Annotated in this window: 10 protein-coding genes; 5 read left to right on the top strand and 5 right to left on the bottom strand. The window is 44.0% G+C overall.

Features of this window, described 5'->3' with window-relative positions; translation table 11 throughout:
* Positions 1–98 precede the first annotated feature (98 nt).
* Together PBT90_RS13680 and PBT90_RS13675 are read right to left on the bottom strand one after the other, a co-directional pair.
* Positions 99–1,034 carry an FAD-dependent oxidoreductase gene (locus PBT90_RS13680; protein ID WP_264811151.1) on the bottom strand — a complete coding sequence of 312 codons (936 nt, stop codon included), beginning with the start codon at positions 1,032–1,034 and terminating at the stop codon, positions 99–101.
* Positions 1,035–1,058: 24 nt separating this feature from the next.
* Entirely contained in the window at positions 1,059–2,849 is a 1,791-nt protein-coding gene (locus tag PBT90_RS13675) for a serine hydrolase (protein ID WP_264811150.1), read from the bottom strand.
* Between the two features lie 183 nt (positions 2,850–3,032).
* Between PBT90_RS13675 and PBT90_RS13670 the strand changes: the two genes are divergently transcribed.
* Positions 3,033–3,587: a GNAT family N-acetyltransferase gene (locus tag PBT90_RS13670; protein WP_270129736.1), complete on the top strand. Its 555-nt coding sequence runs from the start codon at positions 3,033–3,035 to the stop codon at positions 3,585–3,587.
* Positions 3,588–3,995: 408 nt separating this feature from the next.
* Here PBT90_RS13670 and PBT90_RS13665 read toward each other — a convergent pair whose 3' ends face one another.
* From PBT90_RS13665 to PBT90_RS13655, 3 genes are all read right to left on the bottom strand, one after another.
* The gene (locus PBT90_RS13665) at positions 3,996–4,715 is read right to left on the bottom strand and encodes a hypothetical protein (RefSeq protein ID WP_270129735.1); all 720 of its coding nucleotides are present in this window, start codon (positions 4,713–4,715) and stop codon (positions 3,996–3,998) included.
* A 138-nt stretch (positions 4,716–4,853) separates the two neighbouring features.
* The gene (locus tag PBT90_RS13660; RefSeq protein WP_270129734.1) at positions 4,854–6,170 is read right to left on the bottom strand and encodes a sulfatase-like hydrolase/transferase; all 1,317 of its coding nucleotides are present in this window, start codon (positions 6,168–6,170) and stop codon (positions 4,854–4,856) included.
* A gap of 179 nt (positions 6,171–6,349) precedes the next feature.
* A complete protein-coding gene (locus PBT90_RS13655; RefSeq protein ID WP_270129733.1) occupies positions 6,350–9,499 on the bottom strand; it encodes a PVC-type heme-binding CxxCH protein in 3,150 nt (1,049 codons plus the stop codon).
* 381 nt (positions 9,500–9,880) lie between these two features.
* Here PBT90_RS13655 and PBT90_RS13650 point away from each other — a divergent pair, with 381 nt between their 5' ends.
* From PBT90_RS13650 to PBT90_RS13635, 4 genes are all read left to right on the top strand, one after another.
* Entirely contained in the window at positions 9,881–12,922 is a 3,042-nt protein-coding gene (locus PBT90_RS13650; RefSeq protein ID WP_270133173.1) for a SusC/RagA family TonB-linked outer membrane protein, read from the top strand.
* A 46-nt stretch (positions 12,923–12,968) separates the two neighbouring features.
* Positions 12,969–14,477: a RagB/SusD family nutrient uptake outer membrane protein gene (locus PBT90_RS13645; protein WP_264811145.1), complete on the top strand. Its 1,509-nt coding sequence runs from the start codon at positions 12,969–12,971 to the stop codon at positions 14,475–14,477.
* Positions 14,478–14,667: 190 nt separating this feature from the next.
* Entirely contained in the window at positions 14,668–17,361 is a 2,694-nt protein-coding gene (locus PBT90_RS13640; protein WP_270129732.1) for a c-type cytochrome, read from the top strand.
* Positions 17,358–18,161 carry a 3-keto-disaccharide hydrolase gene (locus tag PBT90_RS13635; protein ID WP_264811143.1) on the top strand — a complete coding sequence of 268 codons (804 nt, stop codon included), beginning with the start codon at positions 17,358–17,360 and terminating at the stop codon, positions 18,159–18,161. Before PBT90_RS13640 ends, PBT90_RS13635 begins: the two co-directional genes overlap by 4 nt.
* The last annotated feature ends 301 nt before the right edge of the window (positions 18,162–18,462 follow it).

Genomic DNA, 18,462 nt, shown 5'->3' with positions numbered 1-18,462 from the left:
CCTAGTTTTTAAGAGCCCAGGCAGGGAGGACTTCCCTTCGCTATCAGCCAGTTTCCAAAGGTAAAAAATGACGACAGGAGATTAGGTCAAAAAATCAATCACTTTTTACCTAGCATCTCGGCCAGTTGTATCGCACAGCCCCAGGCCACGGTATATCCGGCGCCGCCATGGCCGTAATTATGAAAAACGTTGGTGTACAGGTTGTCAAATTCAAATCTAACTTCCTTCCTCCTAGGTCTTAATCCAACGATTTCCTCCAGAATGCTTGGGGTTTCCGAGACTCCCGCTTGTTTCAATCTCTTCAAAATCAACTTAGTGTCTGCAGGGTCTATCTTTTCATTCCAGTCGTTTTCATAATCTGTACCTCCGATAATGCAATCTTCGGTTCGCGTGATCACATAGCCTAATGCTCCTTTATTCAGTGTATTGGCAAAGGAGGTCAATGGTAGTTTTTCGCAACGAAGGATTTGCCCCCTCATGGGGTGTAGTAACTTGTCTTGGCAGAGTTCCTTTGCACCTAAGCCTGTACAGTTGATCACATACTCGTCCAAAAGGGCCATTTCGGCAAGTGAATGGATTTCTTGATGCTGAAGGATGCCTCCATTACCCAAAAATTGCTGACATAAATACGGAAGATATTTTGGAGGTTCGGCTAACGGAACCATAGAAATGAAAGCTCTTTCCATTCCTGTAGGGAGTTCAGAGTGTAATGCTTCACGTACTTTTCCTTCGGGCAAGTGCTGGGTCCATTCTGTATTGATTTCAGAATTATAGGCTGTGATAAATGGGATAAAGGAAACACCATTATTTGCCTGCTGATCAATTTCATATCTTTTATATGATAAACTGGCCCAGGTGTTGGTTTTCTCTTTGGGTAGAATCTCAAAAGGAAACCAAATGGCTCCTACCTTATGGGAAACTGTGTGGTCAAAGTTTTCTTTTGTTATAATTCTAACCTGAAATCCGGCCTCTTGCAATAAAATGGCAGTTGTCAATCCTATAATTCCCGAACCTACGACTGTCACCTTTTTCATGTTCAATGGAGCCAATTTGCAGGTTTACTTTTTGGTAGCGGTGAAGGTTCCGTTAGGTTGAATCAGATGCATTTTCAGACCTTCTTCCTGCTCTTCGAATTTCACTTTGAATCCGGAAAGTCCCTTGATGGCGAATTCATTTTCCCCTGTAGGAATCAGCGTGTATTCAGGTTGGCCAGGTACTAAAAGTCTTACCTGTCCTTCCTCCAAGGAAATTTTCAGTTCCGTACCGGATAGATCGTACAAGCCCACGAGGCTGTTTAGTTTTTCTTCAGATACAGCGATCTCCTCTGGGCTTCTAGTGAAAGAAATAGCATCTAGAGTAGGTTCAAGTTTGATTTTTAAGGCAGAAATATCTCCCATGTCATTGGTCTGAAAATTGAAATTCAAGGCCAAGCCTGACTCCGGGTCCACCTTGCCATCTTTGACCGGATGGGGTTTGAAAATATCGTAGTGCGTATGCGCCAGGTGCATTTTTTCCCTTGGGAATTGAGCCCAAAGAGAGTCGTTTTCTAGCTGTACCTTGAAAGTACCATATCCCGGATGCTGGTATTTTCCCGTGTATTCCGCCAGGCTATGAGAAGGCTGCGTATTGGCAACGGTATTTGCTTTCTCCTCTGCTTCAGATTTTTCGTTTTGCTCCTTGGCTTTTGCCAGTTTCTCTAAATAGTAAGCTTCCCAATCTGTTTTCTCCAACTCCAGTAACTCATCAGAAATGGCGTTTCTAGCCAATGAAGGAAGAGAAGAGCCATCCTGATTGGTCAGTACTACGATGCCAAGGCTGTCTGTAGGGAAAAAGGATACGTTTGCAGAAAACCCATCGATATTTCCGCCATGTTCTAGACGATAATGACCTTTGTAGGAGGATAAGAACCAGGCAAATCCGTAGCTGTTCAGGTGCTGGTCAGGAAATTGTTTGTCTCCAATTCCCCCACCTACAAGCATCAATGGGTTGATGGCTTTTTCTACATAAGCCTCCGGGAGAACTTGTGTATCATTAAACTTGCCTTTGTTCAGCCAAACTTTTACCCAGTTGGCCATTTCTATGGCGCTACTATTGATACTTCCCGCCGGACTGATCGCTGCGATATTGTAATATGGGGTCACTTCATTGGTTTCAAAATTTTCCAACACATAGCCTTTTGAAATATTTTCGTGGGTTTGCATCTCCGCTATGCTGGTGTTGGAAGTAGCCATTTTCAAAGGCAGAAAGAACCTCGTTTTGATGTTGTCTTCCCAGCTTTTACCTGTTAGCTTTTCAGTAATCAGCCCTTGAGCGAGATACATGAAGTTGTTATAGTACCATTGCTCCCGGATACCAGTGAAGGGTTCATGATACTTGACTCTAGCCAGTAAACTGTCCTTGTCCTCCGTGGGGAAAAGATACCAGGAAAGATCGTGCCTAGGCAATCCAGTACGGTGGCTGATCATATCCAGAATTGTGACTTGATTATTCAAATCATCATTGTAAAACTCCAGCTCAGGAAGATATTTCTTTGGGCTATCAGTGAATTTCAAGCCTTTTTCGTCCTCCATGATTCCAAGCAAGGCAACAGTAAAGGCTTTGGAGGAAGAGCCAATAGCAAACAGAGTTTTTTCATCTGCTGGGGTTTCATTCTCAAAATCCCTATACCCAAATCCTTTAGAATAGACTACTTCATTCCCTTGGACTATGGCTACAGAAAATCCAACTGTTTGGGTAGCTTTTTGCAGTGCTCTGAGTCTTTCATCGAGTTGTTTTTCATTTATTTTGACCTGGGAGAAAGCCAAAGTATGGAGCAGCAAGAAAAGTAGGGTGAGTAGTCTTATCTTCATGTTTCGGTGGTTAATTAGTTTGAATATATTAAACTGAGCGATAAATAAATACTTTTGATGCGAATTCTATTAGGTAATACCTGGGGGTGGTTTTGGGTCTGCCGAAATCAATTAGTATAAAGTGCATAGCCTCCGGGAAAAACTATGGGAAGCTGTGTGGATTATAGCTGAATTGCCAAGTAAATGCGAATTAGGAAAGCTCAAATTATTGACTCAGAAGTAATTGCTACCCTGTTGATGCAGGCTACCGGGGATGTGATTTATAAATTTATCGGGGATCAAGATTTTGATAAAGCCAAGCGCTTTTTACTTCATTTTGTGGCCGCAGAATACAATCAATATTCATTTCAGAATTGCTATGTTTTGGTTCAGGGGGCAAGGGTTTTGGCCGCTGCCCTGGTCTATGACGGAGCCTGTTTAAATGAATTGAGAAAACCTGTACTGGATTACATTCACTGTCATTTTGATGCAGAATTGGAGGTGGAGGAAGAAACGCAAGCCGGTGAAATATACTTGGATTCGCTAGCGGTAGATCCAGCGCATCAAGGGAAGGGGCTAGGGTCAGAATTGTTGAGGTTTTTAATCGATGAGTTCGTACATAAGGGTGGAAAAAAATTAGGCTTATTAGTAGATCAAACAAATCCAGATGCAAAGAGGCTTTATCTGAGATTGGGTTTTCGGGTGGTAGAGGAAAAAATGCTTCTTGGAATTACTCTGGATCACCTTCAGCTGGGGTAGGTGTTTTAGGTATTTGTGGTACAACCTGAAATATGCATTCCTAATTCTACGCCACAGCCTTAAGGTTGGCAAAGAGGAATCTCCTGGAAAAATCAGCTATTATATTGCTGTTTTCAACCCTGCCTACCGATCCGGCAGGTTTACCATCACATAGGTATGGGATACCTCAGTTTTCAGACAGCCTGATTTTCTTGCAATTAATGCCTTTGCCGATAAGTCGGGAAAACCCAATGCATAATCATGATTCAACTTTTAAGAAGAGAAGTTTTGTTCTCGAAGTCAGTTATTCAAAGCTCATTTCATACCAAAAAGTCATGAAATTGAGTTCGGGCAAATTTGGCTCAAAATACTTACAAAGCAAGCCCATTATTTGAAGGAAGGAGTTGGCTTTGGCAGAAGAATCAGGTATCAATTGATTCCATTACTAGTAATCACTATTGGGATTTCAGAATAATTTTCTCGGGTAAAATACTTGACTACCTTTTGCTGGGGATTCACCAGAAGTGTGGTCGGCATATTTTTGATATGTAACATGTCAAAGAAATTCCTGCAATTGGCTACCAATTTTTCCTTTTTGGATAGGAGTTTTAACGTTTTGATGATTTCTTGCTCATTATCAAGAGAAAAATGTATAGCTGTATATGCGATTTCGGATGGGATATTTTCCAAGCTTTTCAGGTACATCCCATAATCATTCATGTCCATCATTTTGGTGAAAAAACCAAACCTAATAATGATCCATTGTCCTTTTAGATGCGCTATGCTTACTTCTTCGTCATCGACGCTATTGACTATTAAATCGGGAAAAACCTCTCCCACTTGAGGCTTATTCGCAGCTTGATCTGGGCTGAAGTTTGGGGATTCGGGATGATATAAAAATTTTTCTACTACTCCTCGATTGTTGTAAATCCTTTCCAGTTTGATTTCCGGGTTTTCTGCTATCATTTCACTGAATTCCTCAGAGGAAATAGGGTTACCAGTACTGGCATTATATAGTCTTCCGGTTAATTTTTCCTTATGAACAGCTGCAATTTTATGGGTGACAGTGTCTGCATTACTTTGACAAAATGAGCTCAATGGGACTATCAAAAGAAGCAAAAAACATAGGGTAGCTATGGCTTTTTTCATCTTGGAATATTAGGTGTCTGTAGGCTACTAATGTAAGCTTTTCTACTTTATTTGCTACTGGTAAACCTCAAGTTTCGATCTGTGTTTCAAACTCCGCTGGTCCTTGAGATCGCAATTACTGCTCCTCCTGCTTCATTTCTAATTCCTGATGTTTTCGTATTTATCCAGTGCCTTTGAGAGCGTTTTATAGACTTTCTTTGCTTCTGCGTTTAGCTCATCTGGAGCCAAGGGGCTTTCCTCCATCCAGTCTTCTTTGACGTGGTAAAATTCCCCCGTGGAGTACAGCTTGTACTCCTTGCTTCGAGCAAATTCCTTAAGACTTTCCAAATCTCCATTTCGTGTAAACCAACTGTAGATCCAGTCTCTAGGGCTGCCTTTTTTGCCCATTAACTGGGGGTAGAAACTTACTCCATCTATCGGGGTTTCCTTGGGTATTTTCACTTTCGCCAGATCCATTAGGGTGGGCAGAAAATCACTGAAATCTATCAAATCTTCATTTTCCAGACCTGGGAGGATTTTTCCCTTCCACTGGATGAGTAATGGCACATGGATTCCATTGTCGGTGGTGAATTTTTTCCCTCCGGGGTATGCCCTGCCTCGAAAACTGGAGACAACAGGTTGATCGGTTCCGTTGTCGCCGGTGAATATGATGATGGTCTCCTCGCTTAAACCTAGCTCGTCTACTTTGGCGATGATCTTCCCGATGGTTTTGTCCATATAATTCACCATATCTCCAAAGTACCGGGCATCGCCCTTATAAGTAGGCGATCCCGGGCTGCTAGGATCCCAGTCTTCGGAGTCTGGAGTCGGCACAAAAGGGCAATGGGTGATGATCATGGGATAGTAGGCAAAGAAAGGCTGCTCTTGATTCCTTTCTATAAAATCAATCAAAAAGTCGCTCGTCACATCAGTAGAAAACTGACCTTCGTCAAAATGCCGCGGCACCCCATTGATTTCCAAAATAGGATTGGAGTAGCGGGTGTCATTCCCTTCTTCATCTGTAGCTCCGAGCATGTGCTGCCAAAGACAGGATTCCTCAAACCCAAAGTGCTGGGGAGCATCTTTTTCCTTGCCCAGTTGCCACTTGCCGGCTATTGCGGTTTTGTAGCCAGCCTCCTGCAGTAAATTGGCAAAAGTGGTCTGGCTTCGGTCCAGTTGCCCAAAGACAGTGTAATTTCGCACATTGTACTGCCCGGTCATGATTTGCACTCGGGACGGAGTACAAAGTGGCTGCGCAAAACAGTTTTCGAACTTTGCCCCATCCGCTGCCATAGCATCTAGATACGGGGTCTGGTACGAATCGCTGCCGTATGTACCTATAGTTTCCACACCCAGATCATCAGCCATGATCAAGATGATATTCGGAGGTCTATCCTGAGCCAATAAGGAAGAGGAAAGGAGGAGAACGCCTAAAATGCTTGGGATAAACCGTGATAAAAGCCTGAAACTAGTCATTGTTTATGCTTGGGTTGAGGGTCATACTAGGAAGAATTATGAAGGCTAGGTGTGCTAACCTACCAACTTTATTGTTTTAAAGTAGATGTACTTACGCTTTTCTGCCAGTATTGGGACCAAGGCAATATTGGGTTCGGAGAATTTTTATAGGAGAATCCCCACGGCTTTCACTCCGCATTCTACTTTTCCAAAGGGTGAATTTTCAGCAATTCCGCCGGCTGGTAGAAGCCCTCGTGGTCTTTGATTTCTTCACGTATCTTTTTTACCAGGTCAGGAGAAATGGCCGAGGCCTGATTTCCAAATGAGTTTCTCACATAAGTAAGCACTGCGGCAACTTCGGAGTCATCTAGCATGCCTTCGAATGGAGTCATGGGTACCTGTCCAGGGTAATCTTTTCCAAGCACTGTGATGGGGCCCATCACGCCTTTCAGTACGATTTTGATCAATCGCTCTTCATCTCCGGTAACCCATGGGGTGCCTGCTAAAGGCGGGAATCCAGATGCTGTGAGCCCTTTGCCATTTGGCTGATGGCAGGTTTCACAATAGCCCTCTCTGGCATAGATTTCCTTGCCCAGTACAAATAGCTCACGATCTGAGCCAGTGAGTGATGACTTGATATCTTCTTCCTTTTTTTCTTCTACTGAGAGTCCATTGAGGTGGGCTACAGCTGTTTCATATACTGGAGCTAGCCAAGTATCCATTTCGGTACCTTCTGCTGCTTTCAATACTTGATTGCCTTCTACTTGAGGGAGCCAGGATGCCGCTACTATGGCTTCCATCCGTACTCTTCCGTTTTCGTCCTGAGCAGCGGCTGTGAGTAACTCAGTCTGATTGCTCACCTGGTGTCCGGTGTACCGAAGCACCCGGACTGCCGCCGCTCTGGCACGGTAGTCATCGGCTTTTAGCAATTGCTCCAGCAAGTTTTGATTTACTTTATTGATACCCCAGGTTACCCAAAGTGCTTCCAGCAAATGATGTTCATACGCTGGGTCATTTTTATCCAATGATTCGGCCCATTGGCTGGTAGCGTCATAAACTTCCTGCTGGTCCCGACCCCGGAGTTCCCTACGGGTCCTGTAGCGGGTTCTGTATTCTGGGAGTTTTAGGTTTTCCAAAAGCTGTGGGATGCTGGCCCCATCTATTTTGGCAGGTGTGACCAATGGTCTCGATGGGTAAGTGATCCTGTAAATCCTTCCATGCTGATGGTCCCGAAGTGGGTCACGGGCATTGTGCTGCATGTGCCCGATGAGGATATTGTGCCAGTCGACTAGGTACAACGATCCATCGGGAGCGAATTCCATATCCACCGGGCGGAAATTTCTGTCTGTGGAGGAAACCAGATCCTGTCTCCACTTAGTCGAATATCCCGTTCCCTCATCTATCATTTGATGCTGTTTGGTTCCGAGGAAGCCTATGGTGTTATTGATGATCATATCGCCTTGAACCTCGTCTGGGAAGTGTCTGGATGAGATGAACTCCAGGCCTGAGGTGGGTCTGACCATGTGCGCCTGCTCCAGGATATTTGGACCTTTGAAATTCGCATTACCATATCTAGGCAAGACCGAACCAGGTTCCATCCAGTCCACATTTGGGCCGGAAGTTTCGGCAAAGAAGTTTTGGCCCCACTCATCAAAGGCTATGCCCCATGGGTTTGGGATGCTGACCTGGGAAACCCGCTCCAGCTTATGTCTGCTGGGGGTATACCTGTAAAATCCCCCGTTGGTTGCTCTTACAGGGCCATAAGAGGTTTCCACATTGGTATGTAAGAATACACCCTCACCCATGTAGATAGAGCCGGATTCATCTGTGGTGAAGGCAGAAATGGCATGATGGGTGTCGTGGTCGTCAAATCCACTCAAGAGTATTTCTTGTCTGTCATATTTATCGTCCTTATCATCATCATAAAGGATAACCAAGTTATTTCCTTGGGATACATATACCCCTTCAGCTGCCAGTTCAAATCCAATAGGAAGGTGTAGGTCATCGGCAAAGACTGTTTCTTTATCGGCTTTGCCGTCATTGTCCGTGTCTTCGTATATCAATAATTTATCAGCAGGGCGGGAGTCTCCAGGTTTGTAGTGAGGGTAGCTCGGCATCACTGCCACCCATAGTTTTCCTTTATTGTCAAAAGAAAGCTGTACCGGATTGGCCAGGTTTGGCCAGTCTTCTTCAGAAGCAAAAAGTTCAATGTTATAGCCTGGAGCTACTTTTATTTTAGCCAAAGCGTCTTCACCATAGAGGTATTCCAAACTCCCATTCTTGTCAGGGTTATAATTGGTTTTTACTTCCGGAAGCTTTTTGGTTTTTGCGTCAGCAGCAGCAAGGTCCATTTTTTCACCACGATTGGCCATCCAGATCGCTGTATCGCGAATCGCAGTCATTTCCCGGATTTTTTCCAGTTCGAAGGGATAGTTGTCCGGGCCGAATGGGTCATACCTTCTCCCGAAAACGTGTACTCCATTGGGTATTTTATAGTCATTTCTCCAAAACCAGTTTTTCTCCTGAACGGCTTGATGTATAAGTTCCCGGTTTGCCTCTTCAGCTATATTTTGCGCTCCGAAAATCGCATCGGCAAGGAATGTGGCAAATTTCTGATAGCCTGCCTGGTTCAATTGTGAACCATCTATAGTCAGGTCTTCCTCAGCTTCCAGGTACCATTGCTTGCTGGGGGTAAACGCATCCACAAACATCACCTCGTTTTTTTCGGCGATCTCCTGCATAGCTACGGTATAGAGGTTAAGGTTTTCATTTTCTGTTTTGCCGTCAGGCACATCTATTTTGCCAGAGAGGTCCTCAAAAGCAATTGGGGAGACTATGACCAGCTGAGGAGATATAGTGTCGTGGTAGTTTTGACGTAGTGTATGTTTGATAAATGCATCCAGTTCTGCTTTGAAGTTTTCCAGGCCATCCACTCCCTGGAAGGATTCGCTGTAGCCAAAAAATGAAATAAGAATGTCTATTTGATGCCTTTTCAGCCATTCGTCGGGCTTTTCCAGATGGCCTATGCTATTGGAAGGCGTGGCGTATTCATCCTGGAAATCTGCCGCTCCAGGGAATGCCCAGGGGTCATTGGTTCCGGATCTAGGTCTGAATCCTGGGGTGTCTGCAGGATCTGAAAAGTTTCGGATGTACAAATTTTTTTCTGGGTTTCGTAGGTGCAGTTCTGTCTCGAAGCTGCCGTAGTCCATCATTCGCGAGCCTAAATTGTTGCCTATTAGCCCGATCCTGCTATTGGGTTCCAGTTGGATGGGGTCTTTTTGGGCGCATTGAAAAAATAGCAAGGCCAGGGCTAGGGCTAAGAAAGAGTGAAACTTGAGGTGTTTTAGCATTTCGAGGTTGATTTTGAGAAGCTAATAATAGCGATTAAGCTTGAAATAGTCAATTTGCCCTAGAATGAATATTGTACTAAATGGTGTCGAAAGGTAGGATATTTGTTTAGTTTATATAATTAGGTATATAATCGGTATTTGCATCAAACATCTTAATGGTTATATATAATTAATTGTAGTTATCTATCCTGTGCTGTGCTGTTTATATAAACGTATTATAAATTTATTTAAAACGCTAGGATTCAGGATGGTGCAGGATGGGGGTTGTGTGTAAGAAATGTTAATTGGAAGAGATTTTAAATCAATAACAATAAACCCACCTCTATGCTAAACTATTATGAAAAATTGATAAGAGCCTGTAGAAAAGGCTTCTTATTAGTGATGTTTATGGTGTCTGTGAGTGCTTATTCGCAGACAGTAAGTATGACTGGAACCGTAGTCTCAGAAGGCGACGAAGAACCTGTTCCGGGCGCATTGGTTTCTGTTAAAGGAACCCAAAAGGGAACCGTCACCGATATTGACGGTAAGTTTGCTATCCAGGCTTCAGTAGGAGAAACCTTAGTGGTTAGTTTTATAGGATTTACAACTCAGGAAGTTGTAGTTTCTGCTGACGCTACGGATATTTTGGTCACTCTAGGATATGAAACTTCAGACCTATCCGAAGTAGTAGTGGTAGGATATGGTAGCCAAGTAAAGCGGGAAGTAACTGGAGCCGTACAATCAGTAGATGAAGCAGAGCTAAAAGATATGCCTGTTTCGTCAGTTGCTCAAAAATTACAGGGGCGAATGGCAGGCGTACAGATCAATCAAACTACCGGTAAGCCAGGTCAGGGTATGAATGTGCGGATAAGAGGGCAGCTTTCTGTGTCTGGAGGTAGTCAGCCGCTTTATGTGGTTGATGGTTTTCCAATCACGGGTGACATTAATCAGATCAATCCAGACGAGATTCAGGAAATTTCGGTATTGAAGGATGCTGCCTCCACTTCGCTTTATGGTTCACGTGCTGCCAATGGTGTGGTATTGATCACTACCAAGAAAGGGAAGGTGGGGCAGACCAATGTCAATCTCAACGTATATACCGGTTTTCAAACTGTTCCTGAGAACGGGAGACTGGAAATGATGGATGCGGTGGAGTTTGCAACCTTTAAGAAGGAATATTATGAGGCAGCAGGACAGGAAGTCCCGAGCATTTTTCAGAATCCTTCCCAATATAAAGGGCAGACCAATGACTGGTATGACGCCATGCTTCGAAATGCCCCCATTTCTTCTTACAACCTTACGGTGACATCCAATAAGGAGAAGGTCAATACTGCTATAATTGCAGGTGTTTTCGATCAAGAAGGAGTGGTAGTGGGGTCAGATTATACCCGATATTCCTTGAGGATGAATACCGACTATCAGCTTTCTGATAAGGTAAATATTGGGGTAAATGTAGCTCCTAATTATGTGGTAGATAATACACCGCGTACGGACGGAACCAGGGGTACGGGTATTCTTTTCAATGCGCTACATACCTGGCCAATAATGCCTATTTATGATGAGAATGGGGAGTTGACTTCTTTTAACCAACTTCCTGCAAGTACAGGTAATATCTATGCTTATCCAAACTGGGTGAGGGCCGCTGAAGAAATCACTAATCAAACCAAAGAAATGAATGTGCTTTCTAATGCTTATGTGGAATGGAAGCCCATCCAAGGGTTATCACTCAAATCTACCTTCAATGCAGAGGTCAATAATTCCAAATACTTTTGGTTTAATCCTTCTACGGCTACAGCCAATATAAATGTGACCTTACCTACAGTTGCAGTTTCCATTCGGGATCATTACTCAAGTTTGTCCTGGCTAAATGAAAATATCGCAACTTATGCAACCAGTATTGGTGATCATAATTTTGAGATTTTAGGCGGTTTTTCTAATCAGAAATTCAGAGCCGAAAGTACCAGAATCCAGGCTGATACTTACGCGGATGACCGTATTCCTACCATTCAAGGCGCTATTAATATCAATCGCGGAGGTACTAATTCGGGCGTAGGCGAATGGTCATTGACTTCTCTTTTTTCCAGATTAACTTATAACTACAAAGGAAAATATCTCCTGACCGCTTCTGTGAGAGGCGATGGTTCATCTAGGTTTGGTGAAGACAACCGATGGGGGGTCTTTCCATCCGCATCTGCGGGATGGGTGATGTCTGACGAAGGTTTTTTGAATACCAGCTCAACCATCTCTTTTGCTAAGCTGAGGGGTAGCTTTGGTGTGACGGGTAACAATAACATTGGTAACTATACCTCTTATGCTTTGGTCAATAATACAATCAATGCAGTGTTTGGAGACAATGTGGCTCCAGGGGCAGCAGTGACTTCCTTAAACAATACCAATTTGGGATGGGAAACTACCGCACAGCTAGATCTCGGACTGGAATTGGGATTATGGGATGACAGAGTGTTATTCACTTATGATTATTACACCAAAAATACCACCAACTTACTTTACGCAGTACAAATCCCTCAGGAATCTGGATTTACGAACTACAATGATAATATCGGTGAAATCAAGTTCTGGGGACATGAATTCTCAGTGAACACCGTGAATACTACAGGTTCTTTCAGGTGGACTACCAATGCAAACTTATCAGTCAATAGAAATGAGGTGCTGGAATTGGCCGATGGAATTGATAGAGTTTACGGTAGCTATCATATCACTCAGGTAGGGCAGCCTTTTGGGCAGTTTTATGGACTGAAGAAAATCGGAAACTACATGAATGAGGAGGATCTGGCAAGCTCGCCGATTATACCGGGAAGATCCACTGTAGGTAGCATTAAGGTAGAAGATATTAACGGTGATGGGGTAATCACTTACGGAGGAGATAATGATGATCGGACTATCATCGGTAATCCGTTTCCGGATTTTACCTGGGGATTGATTAACAATTTCAATTATAGAGGCTTTGATGCCAGCATAGTATTGAATGGTTCACAAGGGAACCAACTATACATGCGACACCTGTACTCCACAGCAAATCTGGATGGAGTATTTAATATGGTAGAGAAGGTCTCCCGACGATTCAAGTCTCCGGAAGATCCGGGTGATGGGATTTTTGGTACTTCTACAGGGGGAGGAAATGTGACCGGGGTAGAGCGTGATTGGAATAATAGCAATTTCGTTTGGGACGCTTCTTTCTTGACAGTAAGGAATATCACAATTGGATATACTTTCACTAAGCTTCCTAAAACTATCAAGTCTTTGAGACTATATGCTTCAGGTCAAAACATGTGGATTTTCACAAAGTACTGGGGAGGATCTAATCCCGAAGTAAGTATGCAGAATGATGGTAACGGAGATGGTGGAAACCTGAGTCCCGGAGTGGATCTCGCAGCCTATCCAGTACCACGTACGATTACTTTCGGAGTCAATGTCAACTTTTGATTCAGTATGAAAAGGTTTATCTATTCACATCAAACTGTCTAAAACAATGAAAAAATATATAGTTTTATTATTAACAGCAACCCTGGGATTATCTAGCTGCGAGGACTTCCTCACGGTAGTTCCAGAGACTCAATTAAGTTCAGCAACCTTCTTCAAAACAGAAACGGACTTTGAGCAGGCGGTCAATGCGGCCTATGTCCCGCTTCGTAGTATTGTAAATACTTTTGCCTGGAGATTGTCAGAAATGCATTCAGACAACACTTACTATGGTAGAAATGTGCTTTTTGGAGCAGTGGATCCACAGGAGGATTTGGCAGATTTTGCTGTTCCTACCGCAAATGGCGTCACTGCCAATAATAATGTACTACAGCAATACCGCCTGGACTATCAGATCATAGCCAGAGCCAATCAAGTATTAGCACTGATAGATGAAGCAGAGATCAGTCAAGAGGTAAGAGACAATGTCAAAGGACAGGCTTTGTTTCTAAGAGCTTATGCTTATTTCGAATTGGTGAGGTACTTTGGAAGCGTGCCTTTGCATCTAACTCCTGTGGCTACAAGAGAAGCATCAGCGCTACCACTCAGTTCTGAGGACGAAATCTACACTTCTATCATCAATGACCTAGTGGCTGCGGTGCCCATTTTGCCTCCAAAATCCCAGCAGGAGCCAGGACGAGTTACTTCCGGTGCAGCGCGAACCTTACTGGCCAATGTATATATCAATAGAAAGCAATGGTCGGATGCAGAGGCTATTTTGACTCCTGTGGTAACTAGCGGGGAGTACATGCTGATGCCTACTTACGATATGGCTTTCTCTGAAAATGCCTCCAATAAAAACAATGCGGAATCAGTCTTTGAAGTGCAGTTTCTGGAAGGTGCAGCAGGCTTGAACGGTAATTTTATTTACCTCATGCTGCCTAGGCCCTTGCTTGCTGAGGAGCTGGTGGAAATTACTGGTACGATTAACCCACAACCTATAGATGGGGAAGGGAATAACATCCCTACACCGGATATAATTGCTGCTTATGAAGAAGGAGATGAACGGGAAGAAGCGTCCATCGGGTATGTCTTTTTGTCTAATAGTTTTCGTGATGACAAAACTTATCCTTACATAAAGAAATATGCGAAAAAGCACTCTCAGCACAATAACACTGGGACTAATTTTCCGATTTATAGGTACTCAGAAGTACTTCTATTCATGGCGGAGATTCTGAATGAGCAGGGCAAAGATGGTGAAGCCAGAAACTACATCAATCAAGTAAGAGAACGAGCAGGCCTAGGACCTGTCACCAGTAGTGGAGATGAACTGGCTGATGCGATATTTAGAGAAAGAAGAGTGGAGCTGGCTTTTGAAAATAAGCGCTGGTTTGATATTCAGAGAAAGGACTTGATCGAAGAAATTATCATTCCTTATGGTGAAAGGATTGTCGCCAATCCCTTGGATTACTACTACCCACCATTGGAAGGTGCCGTTCCTAGACCAAATGTATTTACCAACCTGGACAAGTTCTATGGACTTCCGGCGGCCGAGTCTGACCTGAGTCCATACTTCTAGCCGCAAATGCAAAACCCCAACACCGATTTTGGAAATATCATGAGGTGTTGGGGATTGCTATTTGTCAATGCCATGAAATTGTAAAACCTGCATTTGCACTCACAATATTTCATGAACGGTTTTATTATAGTTGAATTATTCCGCAACTTATCATTCTAAAAATTGCAATCTATTTACTAACAATACCCCTATGCGCCTAATACATTCATTACGTAACTTATCCCTCTGCTTGGCAGCGCTGATCCTGACTTTGGCCTGCTCCACAGAGGAGAAAAGTGAATACAAAAGAGAGTTAACCGGAAACCCCAAGCTGGATAAACTCAAATTACCAGATGGCTTTGTGGCCGAGCACATTTACAGCCCGGGAGAACATGAGGATGGTTCCTGGGTAGCCATGACCTTTGACGATAAGGATAGGCTGATCACCGCAGATCAGTATGGATTTTTATACAGACTGGAAGTACCTCCTGTAGGTTCTGAGTCCCTGACCCCCAAAGTGGAGCGATTGATTATTGGGGATGTGGCCGAACCTCAGGTAGGCATGGGGTATGCGCAGGGGCTGCTGTATGCATTCAACAGTATCTATGTCATGGTGAATCACCATGGCAATGAGACTTTCGCTGAAAGCACCGGCCTCTACAGAATTCAAGACAATGATGGAGATGACCAATATGAGTCAGTCACTAAAATTAAGGGTTTTACAGGTCAGCCTGGCGAGCACGGGCCGCATAGCATCAAGCTCTCTCCTGATGGACAGTCACTCTACATCGTAGCTGGAAATCATACCGATGTGCCGGAAATGGATGCTTACAGACTTCCCAAAGTTTGGGATGAAGACAATCTTTTCCCGGAAATCAAAGATCCTAGAGGTCATGCCAATAGCAGAATGGCGCCAGGAGGATGGGTAGCTAAAATAGACCCTGAAGGCACAGAATGGGAACTGATCTCGGCTGGCTATAGAAATCCTTTTGATATTGCCTTCAATGAAGTTGGTGATTTGTTTACCTACGATTCTGATATGGAGTGGGACTTTGGAATGCCTTGGTACCGTCCAACTAGAATCTGTCATGTGACTTCGGGTAGTGAATATGGCTGGAGAACAGGAAACCATAAATGGTCACCTAACTACCCCGATAACCTTCCTGCTATTTTGAATATCGGGCAGGGCTCTCCTACTAATGTCATGTTTGGGACCGGGGCTAACTTCCCCGAGAAATACAGGAAATCCCTGTATGCTTTTGACTGGAGCTTCGGGATCATCTATTCCATGACTTTGACCCCAAATGGAGCTACTTATGATGCTAAAGCGGAAGAGTTTATTTCCGGCTCACCGCTACCCTTGACGGATGGAGTGATAGGCCCAGATGGAGCCATGTATTTCATGACTGGCGGTAGAAGGTTGGAATCTGATGTTTACCGTGTCTATTATGAGGGAGAAGTGGACCTTTCGGATAAGAACGCGCTTCAGCTCGCTGATTTGCCAGCCGAAGCCAAACTTAGAAGAGACCTGGAGGCTTTACATACTGAGGATGCACCAGCTGAAGGACTTGATCTAGCTTGGGAAAACCTAAGTCATACCGATCACTTTGTTCAGTATGCAGCTAGGATTGCTGTAGAGCATCAGCCCATTGATTCTTGGCAATCCAAAGCTTTGACGGAAGCAGATCCTGTAAAGAAGACTCAGGCTATGATAGCACTGGCAAGACATGCAGGAAATGGGCAGGGATCGGCTATGCTTCAGGCTTTAATGGAAATAGATTACAGTGGATTGGATGAGACCGGGAAGCAAAACCTTTTACGGGCATTTGAATTAATCATTGCCAGACAAGGCGAACCAAGTGGTGCACTTAAGAATGATCTGGTAGCCTATTTGGATGAAAACTATCCGGCAAACAACAATAACCTAGATCGTGCATTGGCAGTATTGCTTGTGCATCTGGAGGCTCCGAATGCCGTTGAGAAAACTTTGGCTTTGCTGAAATCTTCCAAAGATGATCCAAACTACCAAAAAACCTTCTCTGCTTCTTCTGATTTGATCATGAGAAATCCGCAGTACGGCTTGGACATTGCCAATATGCTGGCCAATGTGCCACCTGCTCAGCAAACCTATCTGGCTACAGTGCTAGGTGGAGCAGAATCCGGGTGGACACCTGAAATGCATGAGGAATACTTCACCTGGATTCAAAATGCATTCAAATACAAAGGCGGTCGGAGCTATGTAGGCTTTATCGATAGAGCCAGAAAAATGGCACTTGAGCATGTTGCAGAAAGCGATTTTGAAAAATACAACGAACTCTCTGGAGCGGCCATGTTGACTGGAAATGGAAATGACCTGGTAAATACAGATGTGCAGCCAGAAGGTCCTGGGCGAAGGTGGACAATGGAAGAGGCAGAACCTCTAATGACAGATTTAAGCGGAAGGGACTTGGCTAAAGGCAAAGCGATGTTTGCCGCAGTTCAATGCCAGTCTTGTCACACTATCCAAGGTGAAGGAGGAATAATCGGGCCCGACCTCACTCAGCTAGGTACTAGATTTTCTCCAAAGGATATCCTGGAGGCCACTATCAATCCTAGTGATGTGATCTCTGAGCAGTATGTGGCTAGTGTGATTGAACTGAAGGATGGAAGCTCCGTGATGGGAAGAATCATAGATGAGGATGAGAATAGCTATTCGGTATCCCAAAATCCATTCTCTCCGGATGTGCTTCGCAAAGTAGATAAGGACAATGTAGTACTGGTGAAAGATTCCAAGGTATCCGTAATGATGCCTGGACTGATCAACAGACTCAATGAGGAGGAATTGAAAGACCTGATGGCCTATCTGGTGTCTGGTGGAAACCCGAACCATGAGGTGTATCAAACTACAAACCAAGCAGAGGAATGAGAAAGCTATTGAAATCTAAACTGTTCAAAATAGAAGTGTTGGGTATAGCTGCTATGCTGATGGTTGGCTTAGTCAATAGTCAGCAGCGAGCAGATGGTTCTTTGCCTGAATTAGAACCTTTCCAGGGAAATCAAGCTGGTTTTAAAGCTATTTTTGATGGGAAAACCTTAAATGGCTGGGAAGGAGATCCTGTCTATTGGTCTGTGAAAGACGGAGCAATCACAGGTGAAATCACACCTGAGACCTTGCTGAAAGCCAATACTTTCCTGATTTGGCAAGGGGGACAGCCAGGGGACTTTGAGCTGAAAGCTGAGTTTAAGATCTCAGAAAGTGGAAACTCAGGGATTAATTATCGAAGTGAACTGGTAGAGGACGTACCACATGCACTTAAAGGCTACCAAGCTGATATTGACGGGAAGAATAATTATACAGGACAAAACTACGAAGAGCGCAAGCGGGCTACCTTGGCCTATAGGGGTCAGGAAACCAAAATCACGCCTCAGCCAGATGGGGTGGGGGTACGAGAATTTGTTGAGCGAAATGCCTGGAAAGGTCTGAATGTAGAAAAGGAAATCGGTGACCGTGCTGAACTTGGTGCCCTGATCAAACCAGGAGCATGGAACAGTATCCATATCGTAGCCAAAGGGAATGTACTCAAGCATTATGTGAATGGACAACTGATGTCAGAAGTTCACGATGAAGATCCTAAAAACAGAATGGATGCAGGCTACCTGGGGGTGCAAGTACACGTAGGTCCTCCGATGAAAGTGCAGTATAAAAATGTGATGTTGAAGCAGTAGGTAGAATGTAATTTTCTTAAATGGCCCTTGTCGAAAGATTTGGGCTATTTTTTTGTATAACTCCACATCTTTTGTCTCGTCATTGCGAGGAGGCACGACGAAGCAATCCGTCATACAAAACAGATTGCTTCGTTGTTCGTTCCTCACTCCTCGCAATGACGTAGCCTTGCCCTCCAAAAATCTCTTCTCATTTTTTTATTAATGGCATCTTTCTCACCTATAAGTTCCATAACTTATTCACCAGCTTTTAGATCCTACCCATATAGGGCAGGACAGTGTCTGAAGGCCTTTTTTTTAGATT

It is taken from the genome of Algoriphagus sp. TR-M9, from assembly GCF_027594545.1.
Taxonomy (GTDB): Bacteria; Bacteroidota; Bacteroidia; order Cytophagales; family Cyclobacteriaceae; genus Algoriphagus; species Algoriphagus halophytocola.
This window is presented reverse-complemented; position numbering and strand designations above follow the sequence as displayed.

What these genes read in the sequence shown, in the direction of transcription:
- PBT90_RS13675 (WP_264811150.1), bottom strand. Translation starts at nt 2,849, where the DNA reads ATGAAGATAAGACTACTCACCCTACTTTTCTTGCTGCTCCATACTTTG.
- PBT90_RS13635 (WP_264811143.1), top strand. Translation starts at nt 17,358, where the DNA reads ATGAGAAAGCTATTGAAATCTAAACTGTTCAAAATAGAAGTGTTGGGT.
- PBT90_RS13665 (WP_270129735.1), bottom strand. Translation starts at nt 4,715, where the DNA reads ATGAAAAAAGCCATAGCTACCCTATGTTTTTTGCTTCTTTTGATAGTC.
- PBT90_RS13650 (WP_270133173.1), top strand. Translation starts at nt 9,881, where the DNA reads ATGTTTATGGTGTCTGTGAGTGCTTATTCGCAGACAGTAAGTATGACT.
- PBT90_RS13645 (WP_264811145.1), top strand. Translation starts at nt 12,969, where the DNA reads ATGAAAAAATATATAGTTTTATTATTAACAGCAACCCTGGGATTATCT.
- PBT90_RS13660 (WP_270129734.1), bottom strand. Translation starts at nt 6,170, where the DNA reads ATGACTAGTTTCAGGCTTTTATCACGGTTTATCCCAAGCATTTTAGGC.
- PBT90_RS13670 (WP_270129736.1), top strand. Translation starts at nt 3,033, where the DNA reads ATGCGAATTAGGAAAGCTCAAATTATTGACTCAGAAGTAATTGCTACC.
- PBT90_RS13680 (WP_264811151.1), bottom strand. Translation starts at nt 1,034, where the DNA reads ATGAAAAAGGTGACAGTCGTAGGTTCGGGAATTATAGGATTGACAACT.
- PBT90_RS13640 (WP_270129732.1), top strand. Translation starts at nt 14,668, where the DNA reads ATGCGCCTAATACATTCATTACGTAACTTATCCCTCTGCTTGGCAGCG.
- PBT90_RS13655 (WP_270129733.1), bottom strand. Translation starts at nt 9,499, where the DNA reads ATGCTAAAACACCTCAAGTTTCACTCTTTCTTAGCCCTAGCCCTGGCC.